Raw genomic sequence first — 24,190 nt, 5'->3', positions numbered from 1 at the left:
TTTATTTACAACTGTCAGTTTTTTTGGTATGATAAACAACAATAAGCTGAAAATAACAGTCAGACAGCAAATAAAACGTAACGCAGGAGGAATGACCATGAGCAAAATTCAGATGACAACTCCATTAGTAGAGATGGACGGAGATGAGATGACAAGAATTCTTTGGAAGATGATCAAAGATGAACTATTATTACCATTTATTGATTTGAAGACAGAATATTACGACCTTGGGTTAGAACACAGAAACGAGACAAACGATCAGGTAACATTTGATTCTGCAGAAGCTACAAAGAAATATGGAGTTGCAGTCAAATGTGCAACAATCACTCCAAATGCAGCACGCATGGACGAATATGATTTAAAAGAGATGTGGAAAAGTCCAAACGGAACAATCCGTGCGATCTTAGATGGAACAGTATTTAGAGCACCGATCACAGTTAAGGGAATTGAACCAACTGTTAGCAAATGGAAGAAACCGATCACGATCGCAAGACATGCTTATGGTGATGTATACAAAGGTGTCGAGATCAAAGTTCCAGGAGCAGGAAAGGCAGAATTAGTATTTACAGGAGAAGATGGTACAGAGATCAGAGAGACAATTCATGATTTTGATGGACCAGGTGTGATCCAGGGAATGCATAACATTGATGAATCTATCGCAAGTTTTGCGAGAAGCTGCTTTACATATGCATTAGATACAAAACAGGATCTGTGGTTTGCAACAAAAGACACAATCTCTAAGAAATACGATCACACATTCAAAGATATTTTCCAGGAAATCTTTGATGCAGAGTACAAAGAGAAATTTGATGAGGCAGGAATTGAATATTTCTACACACTGATCGATGATGCAGTAGCACGTGTTATGAAATCAGAAGGTGGATTTATCTGGGCATGTAAGAACTATGATGGAGACGTTATGAGTGATATGATCTCTTCTGCGTTCGGATCATTAGCTATGATGACATCTGTTTTAGTATCACCACACGGATACTATGAATATGAAGCAGCTCATGGAACAGTACAGCGTCATTATTATAAACACCTAAGAGGTGAAGAAACATCTACAAACTCTGTAGCAACGATCTTTGCATGGACAGGAGCGTTAAGAAAACGTGGAGAATTAGATGGCAATAAAGAATTAATGGAATTTGCTGATAAGCTTGAGAAAGCAACATTAGACACGATCGAGAGTGGAACAATGACAAAAGACTTAGCACTGATCACAACTCTTGAGAATGTAAATGCTGTAAACAGTGAAGGATTTATTAAAGCAGTAGCAGAACGCTTAAAATAATCGGGATCTTAAAATAGTAAAAGAGATATAAGACAAAAACGGTACAATGAACTCATGGATCTATGAGTTCATTGTACCGTTTTTCTAATTGCAAAAATATCCATAAAAACAAAAAAACCGAAGCTTCAACTTCGGTTATGCCGATGGCGAGATTCGAACTCGCACGAACGTAAGCTCACTGCGACCTGAACACAGCGCGTCTGCCAATTCCGCCACATCGGCTTGAATGCAGTTGAGGGGACTTGAACCCCTACCCAGTTAACCCGGACTAGATCCTTAGTCTAGCGCGTATGCCAATTCCGCCACAACTGCGCAACAAGGTTATAATATCACTATCAGCGTAATCTGTCAATAAAAATTACAAAAAAAATCAAATAAAATTTAAAAAAGTTACAAAATATAGATTTTATAAGATATTTTCGGTATAATCTGCATCAGAATAGCAAAGAAAATTTAAAAATTGGAGGCAAAAATATGTTGATCGGTTCTCATGTAGGGATGAAAGGGAAAGATATGTTTCTTGGATCAGTCAAAGAAGCATTATCTTATGGAGCAAATACATTTATGGTGTATACAGGTGCACCACAAAATACAAGAAGGAAAAAGATTGAAGAGCTGCGAATCGAAGAAGGCACACAATTGATGAAAGAAAATGGAATGGATACATTTGTTGTACATGCACCTTATATCATCAATCTTGCCAATACAACAAAACTAGAGACATTTGAACTGGCAGTAGAATTCCTTGAGGTTGAGGTAGAACGTACGAAAGCGATGGGAAGCCATACACTTGTACTTCATCCTGGCTCCCATGTCGGAGCGGGCTTAGACAAAGGAATTGACCGCATCATAGAAGGTCTTAATAAAGTCATGTACAAAGATATGCCGGTTCAGATTGCACTTGAGACAATGGCAGGAAAAGGAAGCGAGATCGGACGAGAATTTGAGGAGTTAAAAAGAATTTACGATGGAGTTAAATATCCAGAGAATTTAAGAGTATGCTTCGATACCTGTCATGTAAGTGACAGCGGACTAGATCTGACAGAAGGGTTTGATACTGTTATCGATAAGTTCGATCAGGCACTTGGCAAAGACCAGATTGCAGTCTTTCATATCAATGACAGTAAAAATCCAGTCGGAGCAGGTAAGGACCGCCATGAGAATCTCGGATTTGGAACAATTGGATTTGAGACATTAAATTATATCGTTCATCACAAAGATTTTGAGAATGTACCAAAGATCTTAGAAACACCATATATCAAGACAGAAGACGGAAAGAAATCCTATCCGCCATACAAATACGAGATTGAGATGCTTCGCACAGAAACATTTGATCCACAAATGAAGGAAAAGATTTTGGAGGATAATGCAAAATGAAAATCACATTTATAGAACACAGTGGTTTCATGGTAGAAATGGAACACACAGTCTTATTATTTGATTATTATCATGGAAAGATTCCAACATTTGATAAGAATAAGATGCTGTATGTGTTTGTATCTCACAGCCACGCAGACCATTATAATCCGGTCATCTGGGAATTAAAAGAGCAATATGAAAAAGTGCAATATATCATATCTGATGATGTTAAAACAAAGGAAAATGCACTTCGTATGAAACCACATGAGAAAAAGCAGATCAGCGAAATGACAGTAGAAACATTAAAGTCAAATGATATTGGAGTGGCATACATTGTAGAAGTGGAAGGTAAAGTAATTTATCATGCAGGAGATTTAAACTGGTGGCATTGGAATGGAGAGCCAGAAGAAGACAATGAATATTACAAAAATACCTTCCAGGATGAAATGAAATATCTGGAAGGCAAGAAGATCGATCTTGCATTTATGCTGCTAGACCCAAGACAGGAAGATAAATACTGCTGGGGAATGAATTATTTTCTGGAACATACGGATGTAAAAACAGTATTTCCAATGCATTGTTTCAAAAAATACAAGATCAATCATCATTATCTAAACTGTGATGATGGACGCAAATGGAATCAGATCGTCAAAGATATTACTCATGCAGATCAGTCTTTTGAAATCTGATCTGCGATAACTTTCCATTCACTGATCAGACGATCAAGAGAATAAGAAGCATTAGCAGGACTTGTTGAAGGAAGTTTCATAGCTTTAATGCCTGTTACCTTTTCACAATATTTATGATAAAGCTTATAAGCGGTTCCACCGTTCGTATAGATTTTACGGATTGGGGCCGCTTTTAGTATGTCTGAGAAGTCATTTGGAACTGCATTTTTGATACTGCTGTCACTGGAACCTTCAATATCGCAGGAAGCGATCACGTCCCATACAGCAATATGATTTTTTAACAAAAAATCTTTTTTCTCATCAATCGTCTCAGGCAGAACATCATTTACGATGGTGGATAATACTTTCCAGAACCGGTTTTGCTTATGATGATAAAAGAACCGTCCTTCTCTGGATTTTACAGAAGGAAATGAACCAAGAATTAAAATCTGGCTGTTTTTATTGTATACAGGTGGAATTTTATGAATCACATGTGTCATATCAAGTTGTCCTTTCTTTTGTTTTTCTACATTTTACTACATTTATTTTATCAGATGGTGAAAAAGTGTGAAACAATTCGTCAAAAGCTGTAAGAAGTTGTTGTTTTTTTCTTCTATATTTTGACAAAGTATTTCGGCATCCTTTCTTATAATTGCAATATGTATTTCATAGAGATGTTTTTCGAGCAATGGGTGATGGGGATCATACAACTCATCTTGCTTGGAACAATCTTAAAAAAGAAGATGGAATACTTAAGAATGTTGTATTCAGCAGGAATCGGAAGTTTTTTTGGATGTCTGATCCTTGAATTTTGTAGTAAATATCATACGTTAAGTTTTTTGATGATAGAACCAGTTTTGATCATAACGATAAAAGCAGCGTATGGCGTATCTGTGAAAAAGGCAGGAACTTACAGTTTGTATGCATGGATTCTTGCATTTGTAAGTGGAGGAATTTTTACAGTGATAAGACAGCACTTTTCATTGCCGTGGATCATATGTGCATTATCCACTATGTTTTTCCTAAGAAGAGTGTATGAGCTGCTCGGAAAAGATCTGCTGGAGAAGCAAGGAAACTTTTATGAGGTTGAATTTATATGGAATCATACAAAAGTTTGTGTATGTGGTTTTGTAGATACAGGAAATTTTTTATATGATCCGATCAGTCATCTCCCGGTCTGTATTCTGGAGGAAGAAGCATTCAAAAGGTATTTTCATCATTCATTAGAGGAATTCATCAAAAAGTATGAAACGGATAAGATCCGTCTGATTCCTTATCGAAGCATTGGAAAAGAAGGGGGCATCATGACGGCAATCTTTGTCAGTGATCTCAAGATCGTTGAGGAAAAACGAAGGATAGAAGTACCACATGCAGTCATTGCAGTTTCCAAAGTTTCCCTTTCAAAGTGGGGACAATATGAAATACTGCTGCATCCGGACTTGATAAAAAATGGGAGGTAATGTCGTGTTAAAGTTAAGCTTGGTAAGTAGAAAGAGAACATTTTTTGCAAGAGGAAATGAGATTCATTATATTGGAGGAACAGAAATCCTTCCAGCACCACTTGATGCGGTGGAAGAACAGAAGATGATCCATATGCTCGGAACATCAGCACAGGAAGAAGCAAGATCAAAGTTGATCGAGAGAAATTTAAGACTTGTCGTGTACATAGCAAAGAAATTTGATAATACTGGAATTGGTGTGGAAGATTTAATTTCCATTGGAACGATCGGACTCATTAAAGCGATCAATACATTTAATCCAGCGAAGAAGATCAAACTTGCAACTTATGCATCCAGATGTATTGAAAATGAGATCTTGATGTATTTAAGAAGAAATAATAAGACCAAAATGGAAGTATCCATCGATGAACCACTCAATGTTGACTGGGACGGAAATGAATTGTTATTATCTGACATCCTTGGTACAGATGATGATATCATTTATAAAGATTTAGAACATGAGGTTGATAAAAAACTTTTGATGCGTGCCATGACAACATTAACAGAACGTGAAAAAATGATCATAGAATTAAGATTTGGGATCAACCAGAAAGAGGGAGAAGAAAAAACGCAGAAAGAGGTTGCAGATCTTCTTGGAATCTCCCAGTCTTATATTTCAAGACTTGAAAAGAAGATCATCAAACGTTTGAAAAAAGAGATGATCAAGATGGGTTGTGTATAATTTCGCAGAAATCTTAAGAAAATGTTCACTATTTGTCATTTTATCCATGCTATAATGAATTTAACAAAACAATGAGACAGCAGCAATGAGGGACAGGTTTTATAAAATCGCCAGGCACAAAAGGAGGGTAAAATGAGAAGAAGTGAAAAACTAGGTATGCTGACTGGGTTGATCGTAGGAACGATTCTTTTACTGATCAGCTTTCTGATGGGAGTGAAGCCAGTTTGCAAAGTATGGGGAAGTCAGACAACATTAAGTGCAAGTGAGGCCGAGAAAAAAGGAATAGAGAATAGTTTCCGTTACAAAAATGGAAAATTAATTGTTGATTCAACGAAAACAGCAGCGAGGACAACAACAAGTATCAATGTAAAACGGCCTGAGAATGCATCTGCACAGGGAATTGATGTAAGTTATCATCAAGGAGTGATCAACTGGGAGAAAGTAAAGAATACAGGGAAAGTAGATTTTGCGATCATTCGTTGTGGATATGGAATGAATGAGTGGAATGAGACAACACAGACTTGGACACAGGATGATCCACAATGGGAATATAACACAAGCGAATGTGAGAGACTGAATATACCATATGGAGTTTACTTATATTCCTATGCGGATACGACAGAGAAAGCAAAGAGTGAAGCCGAACATGTGATAAGAATGTTAGAAGGAAAGAATCTGTCTTATCCGATCTACTACGATATGGAAGATAAATCTGTTATGAATAACAGCAAGATAACAGCTGCAAAAGCAAGCCAGATCGCACAGACATTTTTAAACACAATGAAGGCGGCAGGATATAATAATCTTGGTGTATACAGCAGCAAATATTATTTTGAAACAAAACTCACAGCATCTGTATTTAATCAATATCCAAAATGGGTTGCACAGTACAGTAATTCCTGCACCTATAAGAAGAATTATCAGATATGGCAGTGCAGCAATTCAACAGTGATTAACGGAATTTCCGGAAAGGTTGATTATAATTACAAGATCGGTCTTGTCATCAGTCAGAATAATATCAATACAACGGTTGGAAGAACAACAGGACTAAGTGCGTATGATCCTGCAAACAGCAAAAAAATATCCGTACAGTGGAAATCTTCCAACACAAAGATTGCAACGGTTGATAAAAATGGAAAGATCACGGCAAAATCCGCAGGGAAAGTATACATCACAGCAACATTCAACAGTTCAGCTAAAGCAACCTGCAAAGTAACAGTCACACCAAAACCAACAAAGATCAAAAGTGTAAAGAAAAGCGGCAAAAACGGAATCAAGATCACATGGAGCAAAGTAACTGGTATCAGCAATTACCAGATCTATATGTCCACAAAATCAAAATCAGGATTTAAAAAGATCGCGACTATTTCTGCCAAAAAGACATCTTACACAAAAACAAAATTAAAAAAAGGTAAAAAATATTATTTTAAAATAAGAACAGCGAAAAAAGTTTCAGGAACATATTACTATAGTTCCTACACAGCAGTAAAATCAATAAAACGATAAAAACTACCAAAACTACCCCTTTCAATTCTGTTCCATTTGTAGTAGCATAAAAGGTATCAAATGATATAGAAAAAGGAGATTTTGTAAGATTTTATGAATAATAAATATACAATTATCAAACAGGAATCTATTGAAGAATTAAATGGAACAGGATACCTTTTAAAACATAACAAGACAGGGGCAAGAGTCGTTGTCGTATCAAACGAAGATGACAATAAGGTATTCCAGATCGGATTTCGTACACCACCGAAAGACGACACTGGAGTACCTCATATCTTAGAGCATTCCGTATTATGCGGATCAAGAGAATTTCCAATGAAAGACCCGTTTGTAGAACTGGTCAAAGGATCATTAAACACATTTTTAAATGCTATGACATATCCAGACAAGACAGTCTATCCGGTTGCAAGCCAGAATGACAAGGACTTCTTTAATCTGGTACATGTCTATCTTGATGCCGTATTTTATCCAAACATCTACAAGAAACCAGAGATTTTAAAACAGGAAGGATGGCATTATGATCTGTTAAGTGAAGATGCCGACCTTACTTATAATGGTGTTGTATTTAATGAGATGAAAGGAGTATTCTCATCTCCAGACCAGCAGCTTGCCCGTATCATTCAGAAGTCTTTATTAGAAGACACACCATATGGATTCGAATCAGGAGGAGATCCAAAGGCAATCCCTGATCTGACTTATGAGATGTTCCTTGATTTCCATAAGACTTATTATCATCCATCCAACAGCTATATTTATCTGTATGGAGATATGGATGTTGATGAATATCTGACATTTATCGATGAACATTATTTAAGTGATTTCGATGAGAAACAGATTGATTCTTCATGGGAGAAGCAGCAGCCGTTTACAGAAGTAAAACGTGTGGAAGAATATTATCCAGTCGGGGAAAATGATTCTGAAGAAGAGAAGACTTATTTATCTTATAATGCAGTGATCGGGGACAGTCTGGATGCGAAACTTTACTTAGGATTTGAAATCTTAAATAGAGTGTTATTTGATGCACCAGGGGCGCCAGTGAAGAAAGCATTGATGGATGCACAGATCGGAAAAGATATTCAAAGCTCTTATGACAATGGAATCATGCAGCCAGTATTTTCTGTGATCGCACAGGAAGCAAGGGATGATCAGGAAGAAGAATTTGTTAAGATCTTAGAAGAGAATTTAGCAAAGATCGCCGAAGAAGGAATTCCAAGAAGAAATCTTTTAGCTGCATTTAATTATTATGAATTCAAATACAGAGAAGCAAACTTTGGACGTTTTCCAAAGGGATTGATGTATGGACTTCAGATGTTTGACAGCTGGTTATACGACGATGAGAAACCATTTATTCATATTAAGACAAATGAGACATTCAAGCAGTTAAGAGATGAGATAGAGAATGGTTATTTTGAAAATCTGATCAAAGAATATCTGATCAATAACAAACATAAGTCCATTGTAATTATGAAGCCAAAGAAAGGTTTACAGAAAGTCAAAGACCAGGAAGAAGCGAATAAATTAAAAGCTTATAAAGATTCTTTATCTGAAGATGAAGTGAAGAAATTAGTGGAAGAGACAAAACAGTTAAAAGCATCACAGGAAGAAGCTTCAACAAAAGAGGAATTAGAGAAGATTCCAGTCATCGATATCGAGGATATCAGAAAAGATGTCAAACCATTATCCAATGTGGAATCTGAACTTGGAGGTGTGAAAGTCTTATGGCATCAGTATTTTACAAACAAGATCGCTTATGTCAAATTGGCTTTTGATATGAGTCATGTACCAATGAATCTAGTACCATATGCATCATTTTTAGCAGAGATCTTAACAATCGTTGATACAACAAACTACAGCTATCAGGAATTAGGAAATGAGATCAGCATTGAGACAGGTGGAATCGGTACGACAATGGATGTTATGCCAACCGATGTTCATGAATTCCTGCCAATGTTTATCTTAAAGACAAAATGCTTCTATTCTAATATCACAAAAGCATTCGAGTTATTAAAAGAAGTTGCATTTGAAAGCAAGTTAGATGATAAGAAACGATTAAAAGAGATCATCGGACAGATTTATACAAATCTTAAGATCACACTGACAGAGACAGGACATAAGAGTGCTGCAAACCGTGCGATGTCTTATTTCTCAGAATACGCAGCATACCGTGAAGCAATTCAGGGAATCACAATGTTTGATACTGTGAAGAAATGGTATGAAAACTTCGAGGAAGAATATGACAACATCGTCAATGGATTAAAGAAAGCAGCGAAGGCAATTTTTGAGAAACAGAATATGACGATCAGTTACACAGGAAAAGAAGAAGCTCCTGAATTCATGAAAGCAGAAGTAGAAAGCTTTATCGAAGGGCTGTATGAAGATCAGAAACAGGGTGAGAAAGTTAAAGTTATATGCACAAAGAATAATGAAGGATTTGCAACAGCAGGTGGTGTTCAGTATGTAGCATGTGCAGGAAACTTTAAAGATGCAGGCCTTGAATATACAGGGGCATTAAAAGTATTGCAGATGATCTTCTCTTACGAATATCTGTGGATTCAGCTTCGTGTCAAAGGTGGAGCTTATGGATGCATGTGCAGTTTCTCAGATCAGGGAGATTCTATGTTTGTGACATACCGTGATCCAAATCTTGCAGAATCTTACAAAGTTTATGATGAGGCAGCAGATTATGTAGCAAATTTCGATGCTGATGATCGAGATATGAAGAAATATATCATCGGAACGATCGGAAATATGGATATTCCAATGGAAGCGGTTGATATGGGAGCAAGAAGTTTCCATGCATATTTCCTAGGAAAGACAGAAGCAGATCTTCAGAAAGACAGAGATCAGGTATTATCTTGCACACAGGCAGATATCAGAGCGTTAGCACCGATCGTTAAGGCAGTCGTAGAATCAGGAAACCGTTGCTGTATTGGAAATGAAGAGAAGATTGATCAGAATAAAGAATATTTTGATGAAGTAAAACACGTACTATAGAGAAAACAGGGAAAGGACAATTTATGGCAAATGAATTTAAATCTGGATTTGTAACATTTATCGGACGACCAAATGTTGGAAAATCAACATTAATGAACCGCTTGATCGGACAGAAGATCGCGATCACATCAAGCAAACCACAGACAACAAGAAATCGTATTCAGACTGTGTATACAGATGAAAGAGGACAGATCATCTTCCTCGATACACCGGGGATCAACAAAGCAAAAAATAAACTTGGAAACTATATGTTACAGGTTGCAGAACGCACATTAAATGAAGTTGATGTAGTTTTATGGTTAGTAGAACCAAGTACTTTTATTGGTGGCGGTGAAAAATATATCATTGAACAGTTATCTAAGATCAAAACACCGATTATTTTGGTGATCAACAAGATTGATACAGTGGAAGAAAAAGATATCTTAGAAGCAATCGATACTTACAAAGATGTATGTGACTTTGCAGAAATCATACCAGTATCAGCTCTGAAAGGCAAGAATACAGATGATGTCATAGACAGCATTTATAAATATTTAGATGAAGGTCCAATGTATTTTGATGAAGACACGATCACAGACCAGCCAGAGAGACAGATCTGTGCAGAGCTGATCCGTGAGAAAGCACTTCGCTTGTTAAGCCAGGAGATTCCGCATGGAATCGCTGTTGTGATCGATGCGATGAAGGTCAGACGTCATGGACATATCGTAGATATCGATGCAACGATCGTATGTGAGAGAGATTCCCACAAAGGAATCATCATCGGAAAACAGGGATCTATGCTTAAGAAGATCGGGACACAGGCAAGAATCGAGATGGAAAACCTTCTTGATATGAAAGTAAATCTTCAGTTGTGGGTCAAAGTGAAAAAAGACTGGAGAGACAGTGACATGCTGCTTAAGAACTATGGATACGATAAGAAAGAAGTATAAAAATGTCACAGGAGATCAAAGTGACAGGTATGGTCTTACAGGCTGGCAATATCGGGGAGTACGATAAACGGATCGTACTCCTTACAAAAGAACGCGGAAGAATTTCTGCATTTGCCAGAGGAGCAAAAAAAGCAACCAGCCAGTATGCTGCTGCCTGTCAGCCATTTACATTTGGAGAGTTTTCTTTATATGAAGGAAAGAATTCTTTTAATCTGATGTGGGCAGGAGTCGATAATTATTTTGATACATTAAAGAAAGATTTAGATCTCATTTATTATGCCAGTTATTTTTGTGAGCTTGCATCATATCTTACAAGAGAAAATAATGATGAACTGGAAATCCTAAAATTACTATATCAGACTTTGCGGGCGTTGGAGAAAAAGACGATCAATATCGAACTGATCCGCTGCATTTATGAGATTAAGATTCTCGCATTTTATGGAATAGGAATTGAAGCATCCAGATGTGTAAAATGTGGAAAAACCGAAAATCTGATCTGGTTTGATGCAAAAGAATGTGGCGTTGTATGCAAAGATTGTGAGCATGGCAAAGTAAAAGTAAGCCCTTCAACCCTGTATACCCTTCAGTACATCATGTATAGTTCAATTCAAAAGCTTTATACATTTAAGGTAAGTGATGATGTATTATGGGAATTAAAAAAGATCATAAGAGAATATATGAGATATCATATTGATCATGAATTTAAATCACTCGTTTTTTTGTAATCTGTTTGATACAAAAAAAAAAATAAAAAACTTCAGGACTTGTTTTATAAAAACAAGTCCTGAAGTTTTTTTCGTTACTGAGATATGTATCTATTTGTTATTTTGATAAAATGCGAAGAACTTTTACAAATTTTTCTTTATCATCTGTAGAAAATTTTTCTAACAGACGAAGAATTTCTTTGTTCAGTACGTTATCTTTCTCACCATTTTCATCGGATTCTGGACGAAGAAGATAGTCAATAGATACATTTAATAGTTTTGCGTAGTAAGATAATACACGAAGGTTCATCTTTACGCGGTCATTCTCAATGTTGCTGATAAATGCAACTGTTACATCAAGTGCATCAGCAATCTGTTCCTGAGTGTACCCTGCCTGCTTGCGCAGAGTTTTCATTCTTTTACCAACATTGGTGTAGTCAATTTGATACATGGTTATAAATTCCCTTTCTTCATATCTCATATAATAATAACACTAAGTATTATAATATAAAAAAAATTAAAAAGTAATATTCATTCAGTATATTTGATATATTTTCGAGTGTGAAGCTTTTCAAATATATCTTGAAAAATTACTTATTACAAGATACAATATATAATAATACAAAAAAGTGAAGAGGTAAAGGCTATTATGAAATTAACAATGGAGAAAATCGTTAACCTTGCCAAGGTACGTGGATTTGTATACAGCGGTTCTGAAATCTATGGAGGACTTGCCAATACATGGGACTACGGAAACCTTGGTGTAGAACTTAAGAATAACGTTAAAAAAGCATGGTGGAAGAAGTTCATTCAGGAAAGCCCATATAATGTCGGAATTGATGCTGCAATCTTAATGAACCCTCAGACATGGGTAGCATCAGGACATCTTGGTAACTTCTCAGATCCATTAATGGATTGTAAAGAATGTCATGAACGTTTCCGTGCAGATAAACTGATCGAAGATTATATGCAGGAACATGGAATGGAGATCGAAGGATCTGTGGATGCATGGTCCAAAGAAGAGATGGAAAGCTTCATCAATGAGCATGATGTTGTATGCCCAACTTGTGGAAAGAAGAACTTTACAGAGATCCGTCAGTTCAACCTGATGTTCAAGACATTCCAGGGTGTTACAGAAGATGCGAAGAATACAGTTTACTTACGTCCTGAGACAGCACAGGGAATCTTTGTAAACTTCAAGAATGTTCAGAGAACATCAAGAAAGAAGATCCCATTTGGAATCGGACAGATCGGTAAATCTTTCCGTAACGAGATTACACCAGGAAACTTTACTTTCCGTACTCGTGAGTTTGAACAGATGGAATTAGAATTCTTCTGCAAACCAGAGACAGACTTAGAATGGTTTGAATATTGGAAGAATTACTGCATCAACTGGTTACAGACACTTGGAATCAAAGAAGATGAGATGAGAGTGCGTGACCACGAGAAAGAAGAATTATCTCATTATTCTAAGGCAACATCTGATATTGAATTTATGTTCCCATTTGGATGGGGTGAATTATGGGGTATCGCAGACCGTACAGATTATGACTTAACTCAGCATCAGAATACATCTGGTGAAGATTTAACATACTTTGATGATGTGAATAAAGAACGTTATATTCCATACGTTATCGAACCTTCTCTTGGAGCAGATCGTGTAACACTTGCATTCTTATGCTCTGCTTACGATGAAGAAGAATTAGAAGGTGGGGATACAAGAACAGTTCTTCATTTCCATCCAGCATTAGCACCTGTTAAGATCGGTATCTTACCATTATCTAAGAAGTTAAGTGATGGTGCTATGAAAGTTTATGAAGAATTAGCAAAAGAATATAACTGTGAATTTGACGAACGTGGTAACATTGGTAAACGTTACAGAAGACAGGATGAGATCGGAACACCTTACTGTGTAACATTTGACTTTGACTCTTTAGAAGATAATGCAGTAACAGTACGTGACCGTGATACAATGGAACAGGAACGTATTAAGATCGAAGATCTGAAAGCATATTTTGCAGAAAAATTCGCATATTAATAAGAATGAGGATCCGGGGGAATATCTGATATCTCTCCGGATTTTCTTTACCTAAATTTACCTAATAAAAACCCTGAAAACAGCCAAAAGGATCATGGAGGGCAGGATTATGAACAAACACTATGATTTTTCCTACACACAGGACAGAGAATTGTCCTGGCTGAAGTTTAACGAAAGAGTTTTAAGAGAAGCGGATAAAAAGAATGTTCCTATTTTTGAGCGATTAAAATTTCTAGAGATATTTACAAACAATCTGGATGAATTTTTTATGGTCAGAGTTGGAAGTATTCATGAGATGAGTCTGATCCATGATGATCACAGAGATATCAGATCTGATCTTACACCAGAAGAACAATTAGATGAAATCGCAAAGCATGTAAGACCATTATATGAATTACGGGATCAGATATTTGCGAAAGTTTCAAAAGAATTAGAACAGAAAAATATTATAAGAAGCAAGATTGAGGAACTTACAAAAGAAGAAAAGAAAAAATTAAGATCATATTATGAAGCGATGATCTTACCAGTGCTTTCCCCGATCGTGATCGGCAAACAGCATCCATTTCCACATATTCCGAATAAGGTTTTACAAATCGGACTGATCTTAAAAAAGAAAGAGAAAATATCATTCGGGATCATCGGACTTCCGAGAGACTTGGAGAGAATGATCTTCTTTCCTGGAGATGGAAGAAGGTATGTACTTTTGGAAGATATCATTTTGTATTATTGTGATGATCTGTTTGAAAATTATTCCGTGGAAGAAAAGGCCGTTTTGTGTATCACAAGAAGTGCTGACATCAATCCGGATGATGAGATTTATGAATCAACGGACGATTATCGTACTCACATGAAAAAGATCATTAAAATGAGAGCAAGATTAAAACCGGTTCGTTTGGAATTTGAAGGAAATGATCATAAACAGATTAAGAAATATCTGTCTATGCGGTTAAATATCTCAGAACAGGATATTTTCAAAAGTCAGAGTCCGCTAGATCTGAAATATGTTTATAAGTTAACAGATAAAGTCTCCAAAGAAGAACGAAAAAATGGATGCTATCGTCCATTTACACCAGCACTAAACAGAGATTTTATTCCAGGGATGAGCGTGACAAAACAGATCATGGAGGAGGATAAACTGCTATCATTTCCATTTGACAGCATGGATACTTTTATTGAATTATTAAAGGAAAGTGCAAGAGATAAAGAGACACTATCAATTAAGATTACGATCTACCGCTTAGCAAAACAGGCACGGATTGTCAAATATTTGTGCGAGGCTGCCGAAAATGGAAAAGAAGTTCTTGTGTTGATGGAGCTTAGAGCAAGATTTGATGAAGAAAATAATATCAATTATTCAGAAATCTTAGAAGAAGCAGGATGCAAAGTTATGTATGGAATGGAAGATTATAAAGTACATTCCAAAGTTTGCCTGATCACGAAGAAAAACAGTCGTGGAATTTACTATATTACACAGATAGGAACAGGAAATTATAATGAAAGTACATCCAAAATGTATACAGACTTAAGTCTTATGACAGCATCAGATAAGATTGGACAGGATGCATCGATATTTTTTCATAACATGGCGACCTTTAATCTCAATAGAACTTATAAACATCTACTTGTCGCACCATCAAGTCTTCAGGATGAGATCATAAAAAGGATTGAGAGAGAAAAGATGAAAGCCGAGAGCTTCCAGCCATGTGGAATCTTTATGAAAATGAATTCACTGACAGATCGAAAGATCATTGACGAATTATCAAAAGCTTCAACAGCAGGTGTTCCGATATTTCTTCTGATTCGTGGAATCTGTTGTATCCGTCCGGGAATTCCAGGAAAGACAGAAAATATCAGGGTGGAGAGTATTGTCGGAAGATTTTTAGAGCATTCAAGAATTTATGCATTTGGAGTTGGGGACGATACAGATATTTATATTTCATCAGCAGACATGATGACAAGAAATACAAGAAGACGAGTCGAAGTTGCAGTGCCAATCTATGATCCAAGGCTAAAACAAAGAATCTTAAAGATGATCAAGATTATGAAACAGGATAATATTCAGGCACAGGTATTGCTTTCAAGTGGAGAATATACAACGAAAAAGAAACGAGAAGACAATGTGAATTCGCAGATTTATTTCTTAAATGAAGCGAAAAGACTTATAAAGAAGGAAAAGACACCAAAACAAACATTTTTACATCAGGTAAAAGGTATCTTTTTTGGAAATAAAAAATTAAGAAAAAAATAACTCGCAATTGATACCTGAAATAGGGTATACTATAGCTAACAAAAATGCCAACATTCAAGGAGGGATATGCTATGAGAAAAATTATTTTTAATAAAAAGTTTTTAGCAGTTGTAGGAATCTGCTTATCTGTAGCCGGAGGATTTGCAATCAAACAGAAGATCACGACCAAAGCCTCTGATAACAGTTTTGAAGTCAATGGAATGAATGTCAGCATTCAGCAGTGTGAAGGAAAATCTGAGGAGATCATGGAAGAAGATCTAGATGAAACAATCTCTAATGAGGTAATGGCACTGGAAGAAAAAGGACATAATTACGAGATCGGAGATACGATCGAGACAGAAGAAGTAGCGTTTGTACCAATGACAAAAGAAATTGATGATGAGACAGCATACAATGCATTTGGGACGATCACATCAAAGAGCGGAAATAACTATGTTATTGTCGTGAAATCAGAAAAAGAACTGACACAAGATAATTTAGAAACTGTCGCTGAAGCAGTGAAAGAACAAGTAAAATAAAACATATGATCGTGGAGGCAGAGATGATTTTAATTAAGAATGCAAGAGTGATGGATCCAGAAAGCGGATTCGATCAGGTAACAGATATTTTATTAGACGGGAAGAGGATCAGACAGATCGGTAAGGTAGATGATGTCTCTGGCATTGAACAGGTCATTGATGCTTCCGGGATGATCGCAGCCCCTGGATTGATCGATGTACATGTACATTTCCGCGATCCGGGATTTACATATAAGGAAGATTTACAGACAGGTTCTGCTGCGGCAGCAGCTGGTGGATTTACGACGGTAGTATGTATGGCAAATACAAAGCCTGTCGTGGATTCTGTGGATATTTACAAAGAGATCGAAGACAGATGTGAACAACTTCCGATCAAAGTATGGCAGGCAGCAGCTGTGTCCAAAGGATTTGAAGGAAAAGAATTAACAGACATGGATGCACTCTATGAAGCAGGGGTTCGTGGATTTACAGACGATGGAATTCCACTGATGGATGAGAAGCTCGTAGAAGAAGCCATGAAGAAAGCCAAAGAATTAGATGTACCGATCAGTCTTCATGAAGAAGATCCTGCATATATTAAACAGCCAGGAGTGAATCAGGGAAAAGTCTCCGAACAGTTAAATTATGGTGGAGCTTCTTACCTGGCAGAAGCCGTGATGGTAAAGAGAGACTGTGAATTAGCAGTCAAAACAGGAGCGAAAGTCGATATTCAGCATATCAGCTCTGGTGTTGCGGTAGATTACGTGAAAGAAGCCAAAGAAAAAGGTGCGAATGTTTACGCAGAGGCGTCTCCACACCATTTCACGTTGACAGAAGAGGCCGTATTAAAATACGGAACACTGGCAAGAATGAACCCGCCACTGCGAACAGAAGAAGACCGTCAGAGGATCATCAAAGGATTACAGGAAGGTACGATCGAGATCATTGCGACAGACCACGCCCCACACTCCAAAGAAGAGAAAGACAAACCATTAGATCAGGCACCAAGTGGCATTACAGGGATCGAGACGTCGCTGGCACTTGGAGTCACAGAACTTGTGGAGAAAGGATATCTTTCTATGATGCAGCTTCTGGAGAAGATGACGATCAATCCAGCAAAACTATATAATATGGAACAAGGAAGATTGCAGGAAGGGAAACCTGCGGATGTTGTCTTGTTTGATCCAGAGGAAGAATGGGAAGTCAAGGAATATAAATCCAAAGCAACGAACTCTCCATTTACAGGATGGAAATTAAAAGGAAAAGTAAAATATACGATCTGTGATGGCAAGATCATAGAATTATAATGTATACAAGAAGAAAACAAAATCATTAAGAATTATGTAGAAGAATCTTAAGATTTTGTTTTCTTTTTTGATGCTTTTTCTTTGTATAATAAAGTTGAAAACAATAAGACAGGAGACAATAAGAGAATAAGGAGGAACAAAGATGAGAAAGTGTGGGAAAGGTACTTTACTATTGATGAGTGCTGTTATGGCAGCATCGTTGTTTACAGGGTGTGGGAAGGGTAAGAGTAGTCAGGCACAGAAAAATGAAGTCTATGCAACGATCAAAAAAAGCGATCAGTCAGCATCTGCAGCACAGATCTGTGCCTGGCTTTCTTACAGGGCAAAAAATAATAGGTTGTTTCAGAATGAAGGAATAGAATTGTCGTATTGCTCAGATAACCTTGCCGTATTTTCAGACTCTGTCGGAAGTGTGATCTATGATAGAACAAAGAAGAAAGTCATTGCTGCGGTAGATCTTGACAAAATCGGATGTGATCATTTCTACAGTGAAGGAGATGAAGAAAATCCAGGACTTGAGACGGCTATAAAGGTGTCAAAAGATCAGAAATGGATGATCATTTACAATCAATTACAAGGAAAAGTAAACGGAAATATTTATGCATATTCGCTCAAACGGTGTGAGAACATGAAATTTGCAAAAATCACGCCATCCAAACAGATCAGTGAAAAAGACAAATTGTATCAGACGATCATCAAAGATCATAAACATACACAAAAAGAATCGGACAACATACCTGGAAAGATCGGAGATAAGATCCGTGCAATGGATGTCTCATCAAGTAAGTATGTATATCAGTGGAAAGATTCCAAAGGAATCAGAAAACAATCGGTGTTAGTGGTAGACAAAGACGGCCTAAAACTATATACTTTATCAGGAAAAGAAAACCAGCCAGACATACAAAGTGAAATGGTAGATCTTAAAACATCCGACAAAATAAAACTTAATACCAAACTTCCAGAATACAAATATACAGGGAAAGACTTAAGGATCAAGGCAGTCTTTGATGAGACAAAAAAGAGATCTGACGAAGATAAAGAAGAAGGACTTGTTACAATCCCAATGCTGAATATTTATAAGATCGTTGAAACAAAATCCGGAGCAGAAGTTTATGCGAACTTTTGGAGTGAAACATATTATCGTTATGGAAGTCTGTTAAAGAACTACTCTGGTGGAAGTTATCCAGGGGTCATGTATCTGAAGAAAACAAAAGACGGCTATCGAGTAACCAAGACAAGATACGCAGAAGATGGAGAATCTCTGGAGAGATCGATCTGGAAGTTATGTAAAGGATATCCTGATGTTGCAATAAGGATGATGAAGGATTCTGTCACACAAAATCAGAGGAAGAAAGTCTTACAAAAATATGTTAGTCAGAATAAATTAAAGATCAAAGCTTACAAAGAGTATGGATGGCAGTATGTAAATTTATAAAGAAGGGGTAAGTAAAGAATATGAAACTTACATTGAAAAAAATGATCGCAAGTATCTTGTGCATCAGTATGATCCCATCTATGATGACAGGATGCAAAAAGGAATCGACATCATACAGCCATACAGATTTTGCAATGGGAACTGTAACGAACATTACACTCTATGGAACAAGCGATGATCTGGAACAGACAGAACAAAAGATCATCGACATGGAAAAGAAACTTGAAAAACAACAATTGTCATGGAGATTAAAAAGTTCCCAGGTTTCAAAAATCAATCAGAAATTAGAACAAAACAACGGAAAAACAAAAGTCACAGGGAATCTTAAAAACTGGTTACAACAAGCGATCAAGATCAGTCAGGACTCCTATGCAGACGGAAGAAACACGGTAGATCCAACGATCGGAGCATTAACAAAACTCTGGGATTTTGAATCAAGCAGCCCAAAAGTACCAGATGCAAATAAGATTAAGAAAGCGATCAGCGGAGATCTGTCAGAAAACAGCCAGCATGTCACAGTCAAAGACAACGGAGAAATCCTTGCATGCGACAAAAATACCAAGATAGACCTTGGAGCCTATGGAAAAGGAATCGGAACCGACGAAGCCATCAAGATGATCAAAAAAGACAAAGAAATCACAGGAGCCATGGTAGCCCTAGGAGGAAGCATTGTAGTTTATGGAGAAAAATCTGACGGCTCCGACTGGAACGTAGGGATCCAAGATCCAAACGGCAAAGACGGAGAAGTCCTAGGAGGGATCAAAGTCAAAAGCGGCACAAGCATTTCAACATCTGGAGATTATGAAAAAACATTTACAGATAAAAAGACAGGCAAACGCTACTTTCATATCTTAGATTCCAAAACAGGATACAGTGTAAAAACAGATATCAGATCCTGCACGATCATCTGCAATTCAGGACTCAACGCAGACGGACTATCTACAGCATGTTTCAGTTTAGGAGTAAAGAAAAGCCAGAAATTGTTAAAAGAATATAATGCAAAGGCTGTTTTTGTAGATAAAAACAATAAAGTATATGTAAGCGATGGAGTGGAATTTACATTAACAGCAAAAGATTATAAAATTTTAAATTTGTAGTTGGCCAACTGTAGATTTTGAGTATATGATGAAAAATAAATAAACGATCGGAAGAGCAGCTAGAGAATTTTCCTCACGTTTTTTACAGATCGCTGATCCGCCGGCTTTCTTTGCGAACTCGCCTTCAAAGCTATTTAGCCCAGAACTCTTTGAGGCTCAAACAGCGCACCAAGCCGGCTGCGAATCCGTAAAAAACGTGGCAAAATTCTAATGCTGCTCTTCCGATCGTTTATTTATTTTTTATCATATACCAGAAGTCTAAAGTGTGGACAATTACAAGATTGAAAAATTTAAGTGGGTGTATATGTTAAACGTTGCCACCTGGATTCTTTTAAATATTTGTTTTTCTTTGATCCCTGTCACATACATGTAAGCCTATCTAAAAACTTTACATTTAACAAAAACTTTACACAACTCTTCTTTTTGATTTTACATTTCCGAAGTAACATAATATCTGTAATTGATACGAACACAAAGTTCAAAAGGAGAGTAAGAACTATGAGAAAGAAAATATTAACATTAGCAGTAGCAACAGTAGCAGCATCAAGCATCTTAACAGGATGTGGCGGAAGTTCAAGCAGTGATAAGAAAGCATCCGCTGACGAAAACATCACAGCAGTATCCAGAGAAGACGGATCAGGAACAAGAGGAGCTTTCATCGAATTATTCGGAATTGAAGAAAAAGACAAAGACGGAAATAAAGTAGACAAAACAACATCAAGTGTACAGATCACAAACTCAACATCAGTTATGATGACAACAGTTGCAGAAAATAAAGCAGCAATCGGATACATATCCTTAGGATCATTAAATGACACAGTAAAAGCAGTGAAGATTGATGGAGCTGAGGCAAGTGTGGATAATGTAAAGAATGGATCATATAAAATTGTTCGTCCATTTAATATTGTAACAAAAGACAAATTAAACAAACAGGCACAGGATTTTGAAAACTACATTATGAGTGCTGATGGACAGAAGGTCATTCAGGATAATGGATACATCAAAGCAGACGAAAAGGCACCAGCTTACAAATCAAATGGAGCAAAAGGTAAAGTTGTAGTTGGTGGATCTTCATCAGTAACACCAGTTATGGAAAAATTAAAAGAAGCATATGCAAAAGCAAACAAAGACGTAACAGTTGAAGTACAGCAGAGCGATTCAACAACAGGTGTTACAAATGCGATCGAAGGAACATGTGATATTGGTATGGCATCTCGTGATCTTGCAGACAGCGAAACTAAAAAAGGTGTAAAAGCAACAGTTATCGCAAAAGATGGAATTGCAGTTATCGTAAACAAAGACAGCAAGGTTGATGAATTAACAAGTGCTCAGGTAAAAGATATCTACACAGGTAAAACAACAAAATGGGCAGATGTTAAATAAGAAGAAATCATCAATATAAAGGAATGGTAAGAATGAAGAAATATTCAGAAAAAATCATGCATGTCGTATTCTTGCTCGCAGCATGTGCCTCAATTCTGGCAGTAATTTTGATCTGTGCATTTCTGTTCGTGAATGGTATTCCTACGATCGGGAAGATTGGACTTGGAAATTTTGTATTAGGAAAGATTTGGATGCCAAAGAGTGGAATCTTTGGCATCTTCCCAATGATCATAGGAAGTATTTATGTAACAGCAGGTGCAATCTTAGTTGGAGTTCCAGTTGGAATCCTTGCAGCGATCTATATGGCAAAGTTTTGTAATGAACGAGTTTATAAAATAGTGAAGCCGGCAGTTGATCTTCTGGCAGGAATCCCGTCTGTTGTATATGGATTCTTTGGGATGGTTGTATTAGTACCAACTTTCCGTAATATGTTTGGAAATGGTAACTGTGTATTTACAGCATCTATTTTACTTGGGATCATGATCCTTCCAACAATTATTGGAGTATCAGAGAGTGCGATCCGTGCAGTTCCAGAAAGTTATTATGAAGGATCTTTAGGACTTGGAGCAAGTCATGAGAGAAGCGTATTCTTTGCAGTATTACCGGCAGCAAAATCAGGAATTCTGGCAGGAATCGTATTAGGGATTGGACGTGCGATCGGTGAGACAATGGCAGTTGTTATGGTAGCTGGAAATCAGGCGATCATTCCAGATGGAATGTTCTCTGGAGTTCGTACTTTAACTTCTAATATCGTCCTTGAAATGGGATATGCGACAGACCTTCACAGAGAAGCACTGATCGCAACAGCAGTTGTATTATTTGTATTTATCTTAATGATCAACCTGTGCTTTGCAGTATTAAAGAGCAAGGAGGAACGTTAAAATGGAAGCGGTAAAAGAAATGGAATCAGTAGAAAAGATCCAAGCGATCAATAAAACGTCTTGGATACAAAGAATGAAATCATATAAAAGAACGCCGTTATCCTTTGTATTATGGCTTCTTGTAAATGTTGCGATGATCGCAACTGTCGCAGTACTGGCATATTTGATCGTTTATATTCTTGTAAATGGAGTACCATACTTAAATTCACAATTATTTGAATTAAAATATACAAGTGAAAATGCATCGGTATTCCCAGCAATCATTAATACCTTGATCATGACAGTATTATCTTTATTATTTGCAGTACCACTTGGAATTTTTGCAGCAATTTATTTAGTAGAGTATGCAAAACGTGGAAATAAATTAGTTGAGGTTGTTCGTTTAACAGCAGAAACATTATCAGGAATTCCATCGATCGTGTATGGATTATTCGGTATGTTATTTTTCGTAAAAGCTTTGGGATGGGGATTATGTCTGCTATCTGGAGCAGCAACAATGGCAATCATGATCTTACCATTGATCATGAGAACAACCGAAGAAGCATTAAAGTCTGTGCCTGATTCTTTTAGAGAAGGAAGCTTTGGACTTGGAGCAGGAAAGTTAAGAACCGTATTTCGTATTATCCTGCCATCAGCAGTTCCAGGAATCTTATCTGGAGTTATTTTAGGAATCGGACGTATTGTCGGTGAGACGGCAGCATTAATGTATACAGCAGGTACGATTGCAGAAATCCCTGCAAATGTTATGGGATCAGGACGTACACTGGCACTTCACATGTATGTATTATCCTGCGAGGGATTACATATCAATCAGGCATATGCAACAGCCGTTGTATTACTTCTGATCGTGCTTGTGATCAATGCCGTATCTTCATTTATTGCAAAACGAATTACGAAAGGGTAACCAATATGGATAGTAAAATGAAAGTTGAAAACCTTGATCTGTATTATGGAAAATTCAAGGCTTTAAAAAATATTAATCTGGATCTTCCCAAAAATGAGATTACAGCATTTATCGGACCATCTGGATGTGGAAAATCTACATTATTAAAATCATTAAACAGGATGAATGATCTTGTAGAAGGTTGTAAGATCACTGGAAAAGTGACATTAGACGGAGAAGACATTTATGGAGACATGGATGTGAATTTATTAAGAAAACGAGTTGGAATGGTATTTCAGAAACCAAATCCATTTCCAATGAGTATCTATGACAATATCGCATATGGACCAAGAACACATGGAATCCATAATAAAGCAAAGTTAGATGAGATTGTAGAAAAATCTTTAAGAAATGCAGCAATCTGGGATGAATTAAAAGACCGCTTAAAGAAGAGTGCATTAGGATTATCTGGAGGACAGCAGCAGAGACTATGTATCGCACGAGCTTTAGCAGTAGAACCAGAAGTTTTATTAATGGATGAACCAACATCAGCACTTGATCCAATTTCTACTTCCAAAATTGAAGATCTTGCGGTAGAATTAAAATCAAAGTATACGATCATCATGGTAACACATAATATGCAGCAGGCAGTCAGAATTTCCGATAATACAGCATTCTTCTTGTTAGGAGAGATGGTTGAGTATGGAAGATCAGAACAATTATTTTCCATGCCACAGGATAAGAGAACAGAAGACTATATTACAGGAAGGTTTGGGTGATTTA

General features: G+C 36.9%; 21 protein-coding genes and 2 tRNA genes. 19 read left to right on the top strand and 4 right to left on the bottom strand.

The features are described from left to right. The first annotated feature begins 97 nt into the window (after positions 1–97). Complete coding sequence (locus OCV53_RS00255) at positions 98–1,297, top strand: NADP-dependent isocitrate dehydrogenase (protein WP_055196228.1); 1,200 nt, start codon at positions 98–100, stop codon at positions 1,295–1,297. 138 nt (positions 1,298–1,435) lie between these two features. Here OCV53_RS00255 and OCV53_RS00250 read toward each other — a convergent pair. Continuing rightward, a tRNA-Leu gene (locus OCV53_RS00250) sits at positions 1,436–1,519 on the bottom strand. 5 nt (positions 1,520–1,524) lie between these two features. Then, positions 1,525–1,609, bottom strand: a tRNA-Leu gene (locus OCV53_RS00245). Between the two features lie 162 nt (positions 1,610–1,771). Between OCV53_RS00245 and OCV53_RS00240 the strand changes: the two genes are divergently transcribed. After that, positions 1,772–2,674: a deoxyribonuclease IV gene (locus tag OCV53_RS00240; protein WP_022374171.1), complete on the top strand. Its 903-nt coding sequence runs from the start codon at positions 1,772–1,774 to the stop codon at positions 2,672–2,674. Beyond that, positions 2,671–3,345, top strand: coding sequence for an MBL fold metallo-hydrolase (locus tag OCV53_RS00235; RefSeq protein WP_022374170.1), 675 nt, complete (start codon positions 2,671–2,673; stop codon positions 3,343–3,345). The genes OCV53_RS00240 and OCV53_RS00235 overlap by 4 nt, the downstream gene beginning before the upstream one ends. Here the strand turns inward: OCV53_RS00235 and OCV53_RS00230 are convergent. Then, positions 3,327–3,824, bottom strand: coding sequence for a DNA-deoxyinosine glycosylase (locus tag OCV53_RS00230; RefSeq protein ID WP_022374169.1), 498 nt, complete (start codon positions 3,822–3,824; stop codon positions 3,327–3,329). The two genes, OCV53_RS00235 and OCV53_RS00230, sit on opposite strands and share 19 nt — an antisense overlap. Before the next feature lie 159 nt (positions 3,825–3,983). Between OCV53_RS00230 and OCV53_RS00225 the strand changes: the two genes are divergently transcribed. The 6 genes from OCV53_RS00225 (at position 3,984) to recO (ending at position 11,659) form a co-directional block, all read left to right on the top strand. Next, positions 3,984–4,784, top strand: a complete 801-nt coding sequence (locus OCV53_RS00225) for a sigma-E processing peptidase SpoIIGA (RefSeq protein WP_070097204.1) — start codon at positions 3,984–3,986, stop codon at positions 4,782–4,784. Further along, a complete protein-coding gene (gene sigE / locus OCV53_RS00220; RefSeq protein WP_055196226.1) occupies positions 4,774–5,505 on the top strand; it encodes an RNA polymerase sporulation sigma factor SigE in 732 nt (243 codons plus the stop codon). Before OCV53_RS00225 ends, sigE begins: the two co-directional genes overlap by 11 nt. 132 nt (positions 5,506–5,637) lie before the next feature. Continuing rightward, positions 5,638–7,011 (top strand): GH25 family lysozyme, encoded by a 1,374-nt coding sequence (locus OCV53_RS00215; RefSeq protein WP_055196225.1) that lies wholly within the window; start codon positions 5,638–5,640, stop codon positions 7,009–7,011. 93 nt (positions 7,012–7,104) lie between these two features. Then, positions 7,105–10,005, top strand: coding sequence for an insulinase family protein (locus OCV53_RS00210; protein ID WP_055196224.1), 2,901 nt, complete (start codon positions 7,105–7,107; stop codon positions 10,003–10,005). Between the two features lie 23 nt (positions 10,006–10,028). After that, positions 10,029–10,934 (top strand): GTPase Era, encoded by a 906-nt coding sequence (gene era, locus OCV53_RS00205; RefSeq protein ID WP_022374164.1) that lies wholly within the window; start codon positions 10,029–10,031, stop codon positions 10,932–10,934. A gap of 2 nt (positions 10,935–10,936) precedes the next feature. Continuing rightward, positions 10,937–11,659 carry a DNA repair protein RecO gene (gene recO / locus OCV53_RS00200; RefSeq protein ID WP_055196223.1) on the top strand — a complete coding sequence of 241 codons (723 nt, stop codon included), beginning with the start codon at positions 10,937–10,939 and terminating at the stop codon, positions 11,657–11,659. A 97-nt stretch (positions 11,660–11,756) separates the two neighbouring features. Here the strand turns inward: recO and OCV53_RS00195 are convergent, their stop codons facing one another. Further along, positions 11,757–12,089, bottom strand: a complete 333-nt coding sequence (locus OCV53_RS00195) for a helix-turn-helix domain-containing protein (RefSeq protein WP_242852072.1) — start codon at positions 12,087–12,089, stop codon at positions 11,757–11,759. 198 nt (positions 12,090–12,287) lie between these two features. Here OCV53_RS00195 and OCV53_RS00190 point away from each other — a divergent pair, with 198 nt between their 5' ends. The 10 genes from OCV53_RS00190 to pstB all read left to right on the top strand — a co-directional run bounded on the left by OCV53_RS00190 (position 12,288) and on the right by pstB (position 24,186). Then, complete coding sequence (locus OCV53_RS00190; RefSeq protein WP_055196221.1) at positions 12,288–13,676, top strand: glycine--tRNA ligase; 1,389 nt, start codon at positions 12,288–12,290, stop codon at positions 13,674–13,676. A 109-nt stretch (positions 13,677–13,785) separates the two neighbouring features. Continuing rightward, positions 13,786–15,924 carry a polyphosphate kinase 1 gene (ppk1, locus tag OCV53_RS00185; RefSeq protein ID WP_242852071.1) on the top strand — a complete coding sequence of 713 codons (2,139 nt, stop codon included), beginning with the start codon at positions 13,786–13,788 and terminating at the stop codon, positions 15,922–15,924. A gap of 71 nt (positions 15,925–15,995) precedes the next feature. Then, the gene (locus OCV53_RS00180; protein WP_055196219.1) at positions 15,996–16,442 is read left to right on the top strand and encodes a hypothetical protein; all 447 of its coding nucleotides are present in this window, start codon (positions 15,996–15,998) and stop codon (positions 16,440–16,442) included. A gap of 23 nt (positions 16,443–16,465) precedes the next feature. Next, a complete protein-coding gene (locus tag OCV53_RS00175) occupies positions 16,466–17,728 on the top strand; it encodes a dihydroorotase (protein WP_009265529.1) in 1,263 nt (420 codons plus the stop codon). Positions 17,729–17,870: 142 nt separating this feature from the next. Then, entirely contained in the window at positions 17,871–19,163 is a 1,293-nt protein-coding gene (locus tag OCV53_RS00170; RefSeq protein WP_055196218.1) for a hypothetical protein, read from the top strand. Between the two features lie 80 nt (positions 19,164–19,243). Next, positions 19,244–20,260 carry an FAD:protein FMN transferase gene (locus OCV53_RS00165; RefSeq protein WP_055196450.1) on the top strand — a complete coding sequence of 339 codons (1,017 nt, stop codon included), beginning with the start codon at positions 19,244–19,246 and terminating at the stop codon, positions 20,258–20,260. A gap of 498 nt (positions 20,261–20,758) precedes the next feature. Continuing rightward, positions 20,759–21,643: a substrate-binding domain-containing protein gene (locus tag OCV53_RS00160; protein WP_055196217.1), complete on the top strand. Its 885-nt coding sequence runs from the start codon at positions 20,759–20,761 to the stop codon at positions 21,641–21,643. 32 nt (positions 21,644–21,675) lie between these two features. Continuing rightward, on the top strand, positions 21,676–22,524 hold the full coding sequence (gene pstC / locus OCV53_RS00155) for a phosphate ABC transporter permease subunit PstC (protein WP_055196216.1): 849 nt from the start codon (positions 21,676–21,678) through the stop codon (positions 22,522–22,524). A gap of 1 nt (position 22,525) precedes the next feature. Beyond that, positions 22,526–23,428, top strand: coding sequence for a phosphate ABC transporter permease PstA (gene pstA, locus OCV53_RS00150; protein ID WP_055196215.1), 903 nt, complete (start codon positions 22,526–22,528; stop codon positions 23,426–23,428). Positions 23,429–23,433: 5 nt separating this feature from the next. Beyond that, positions 23,434–24,186, top strand: a complete 753-nt coding sequence (gene pstB / locus OCV53_RS00145; RefSeq protein WP_022375181.1) for a phosphate ABC transporter ATP-binding protein PstB — start codon at positions 23,434–23,436, stop codon at positions 24,184–24,186. Positions 24,187–24,190: the final 4 nt, after the last annotated feature.

This window comes from Anaerostipes amylophilus, assembly GCF_025567365.1.
Taxonomy (GTDB): Bacteria; Bacillota; Clostridia; order Lachnospirales; family Lachnospiraceae; genus Anaerostipes; species Anaerostipes amylophilus.
This window is presented reverse-complemented; position numbering and strand designations above follow the sequence as displayed.

Excerpts from the sequence above, each read along its gene's own strand:
- OCV53_RS00255 (WP_055196228.1), top strand. The coding sequence starts at position 98 with ATGAGCAAAATTCAGATGACAACTCCATTAGTAGAGATGGACGGAGAT.
- OCV53_RS00240 (WP_022374171.1), top strand. The coding sequence starts at position 1,772 with ATGTTGATCGGTTCTCATGTAGGGATGAAAGGGAAAGATATGTTTCTT.
- OCV53_RS00235 (WP_022374170.1), top strand. The coding sequence starts at position 2,671 with ATGAAAATCACATTTATAGAACACAGTGGTTTCATGGTAGAAATGGAA.
- OCV53_RS00230 (WP_022374169.1), bottom strand. The coding sequence starts at position 3,824 with ATGACACATGTGATTCATAAAATTCCACCTGTATACAATAAAAACAGC.
- OCV53_RS00225 (WP_070097204.1), top strand. The coding sequence starts at position 3,984 with ATGTATTTCATAGAGATGTTTTTCGAGCAATGGGTGATGGGGATCATA.
- sigE (WP_055196226.1), top strand. The coding sequence starts at position 4,774 with ATGGGAGGTAATGTCGTGTTAAAGTTAAGCTTGGTAAGTAGAAAGAGA.
- OCV53_RS00215 (WP_055196225.1), top strand. The coding sequence starts at position 5,638 with ATGAGAAGAAGTGAAAAACTAGGTATGCTGACTGGGTTGATCGTAGGA.
- OCV53_RS00210 (WP_055196224.1), top strand. The coding sequence starts at position 7,105 with ATGAATAATAAATATACAATTATCAAACAGGAATCTATTGAAGAATTA.
- era (WP_022374164.1), top strand. The coding sequence starts at position 10,029 with ATGGCAAATGAATTTAAATCTGGATTTGTAACATTTATCGGACGACCA.
- recO (WP_055196223.1), top strand. The coding sequence starts at position 10,937 with ATGTCACAGGAGATCAAAGTGACAGGTATGGTCTTACAGGCTGGCAAT.
- OCV53_RS00195 (WP_242852072.1), bottom strand. The coding sequence starts at position 12,089 with ATGTATCAAATTGACTACACCAATGTTGGTAAAAGAATGAAAACTCTG.
- OCV53_RS00190 (WP_055196221.1), top strand. The coding sequence starts at position 12,288 with ATGAAATTAACAATGGAGAAAATCGTTAACCTTGCCAAGGTACGTGGA.
- ppk1 (WP_242852071.1), top strand. The coding sequence starts at position 13,786 with ATGAACAAACACTATGATTTTTCCTACACACAGGACAGAGAATTGTCC.
- OCV53_RS00180 (WP_055196219.1), top strand. The coding sequence starts at position 15,996 with ATGAGAAAAATTATTTTTAATAAAAAGTTTTTAGCAGTTGTAGGAATC.
- OCV53_RS00175 (WP_009265529.1), top strand. The coding sequence starts at position 16,466 with ATGATTTTAATTAAGAATGCAAGAGTGATGGATCCAGAAAGCGGATTC.
- OCV53_RS00170 (WP_055196218.1), top strand. The coding sequence starts at position 17,871 with ATGAGAAAGTGTGGGAAAGGTACTTTACTATTGATGAGTGCTGTTATG.
- OCV53_RS00165 (WP_055196450.1), top strand. The coding sequence starts at position 19,244 with ATGATGACAGGATGCAAAAAGGAATCGACATCATACAGCCATACAGAT.
- OCV53_RS00160 (WP_055196217.1), top strand. The coding sequence starts at position 20,759 with ATGAGAAAGAAAATATTAACATTAGCAGTAGCAACAGTAGCAGCATCA.
- pstC (WP_055196216.1), top strand. The coding sequence starts at position 21,676 with ATGAAGAAATATTCAGAAAAAATCATGCATGTCGTATTCTTGCTCGCA.
- pstA (WP_055196215.1), top strand. The coding sequence starts at position 22,526 with ATGGAAGCGGTAAAAGAAATGGAATCAGTAGAAAAGATCCAAGCGATC.
- pstB (WP_022375181.1), top strand. The coding sequence starts at position 23,434 with ATGGATAGTAAAATGAAAGTTGAAAACCTTGATCTGTATTATGGAAAA.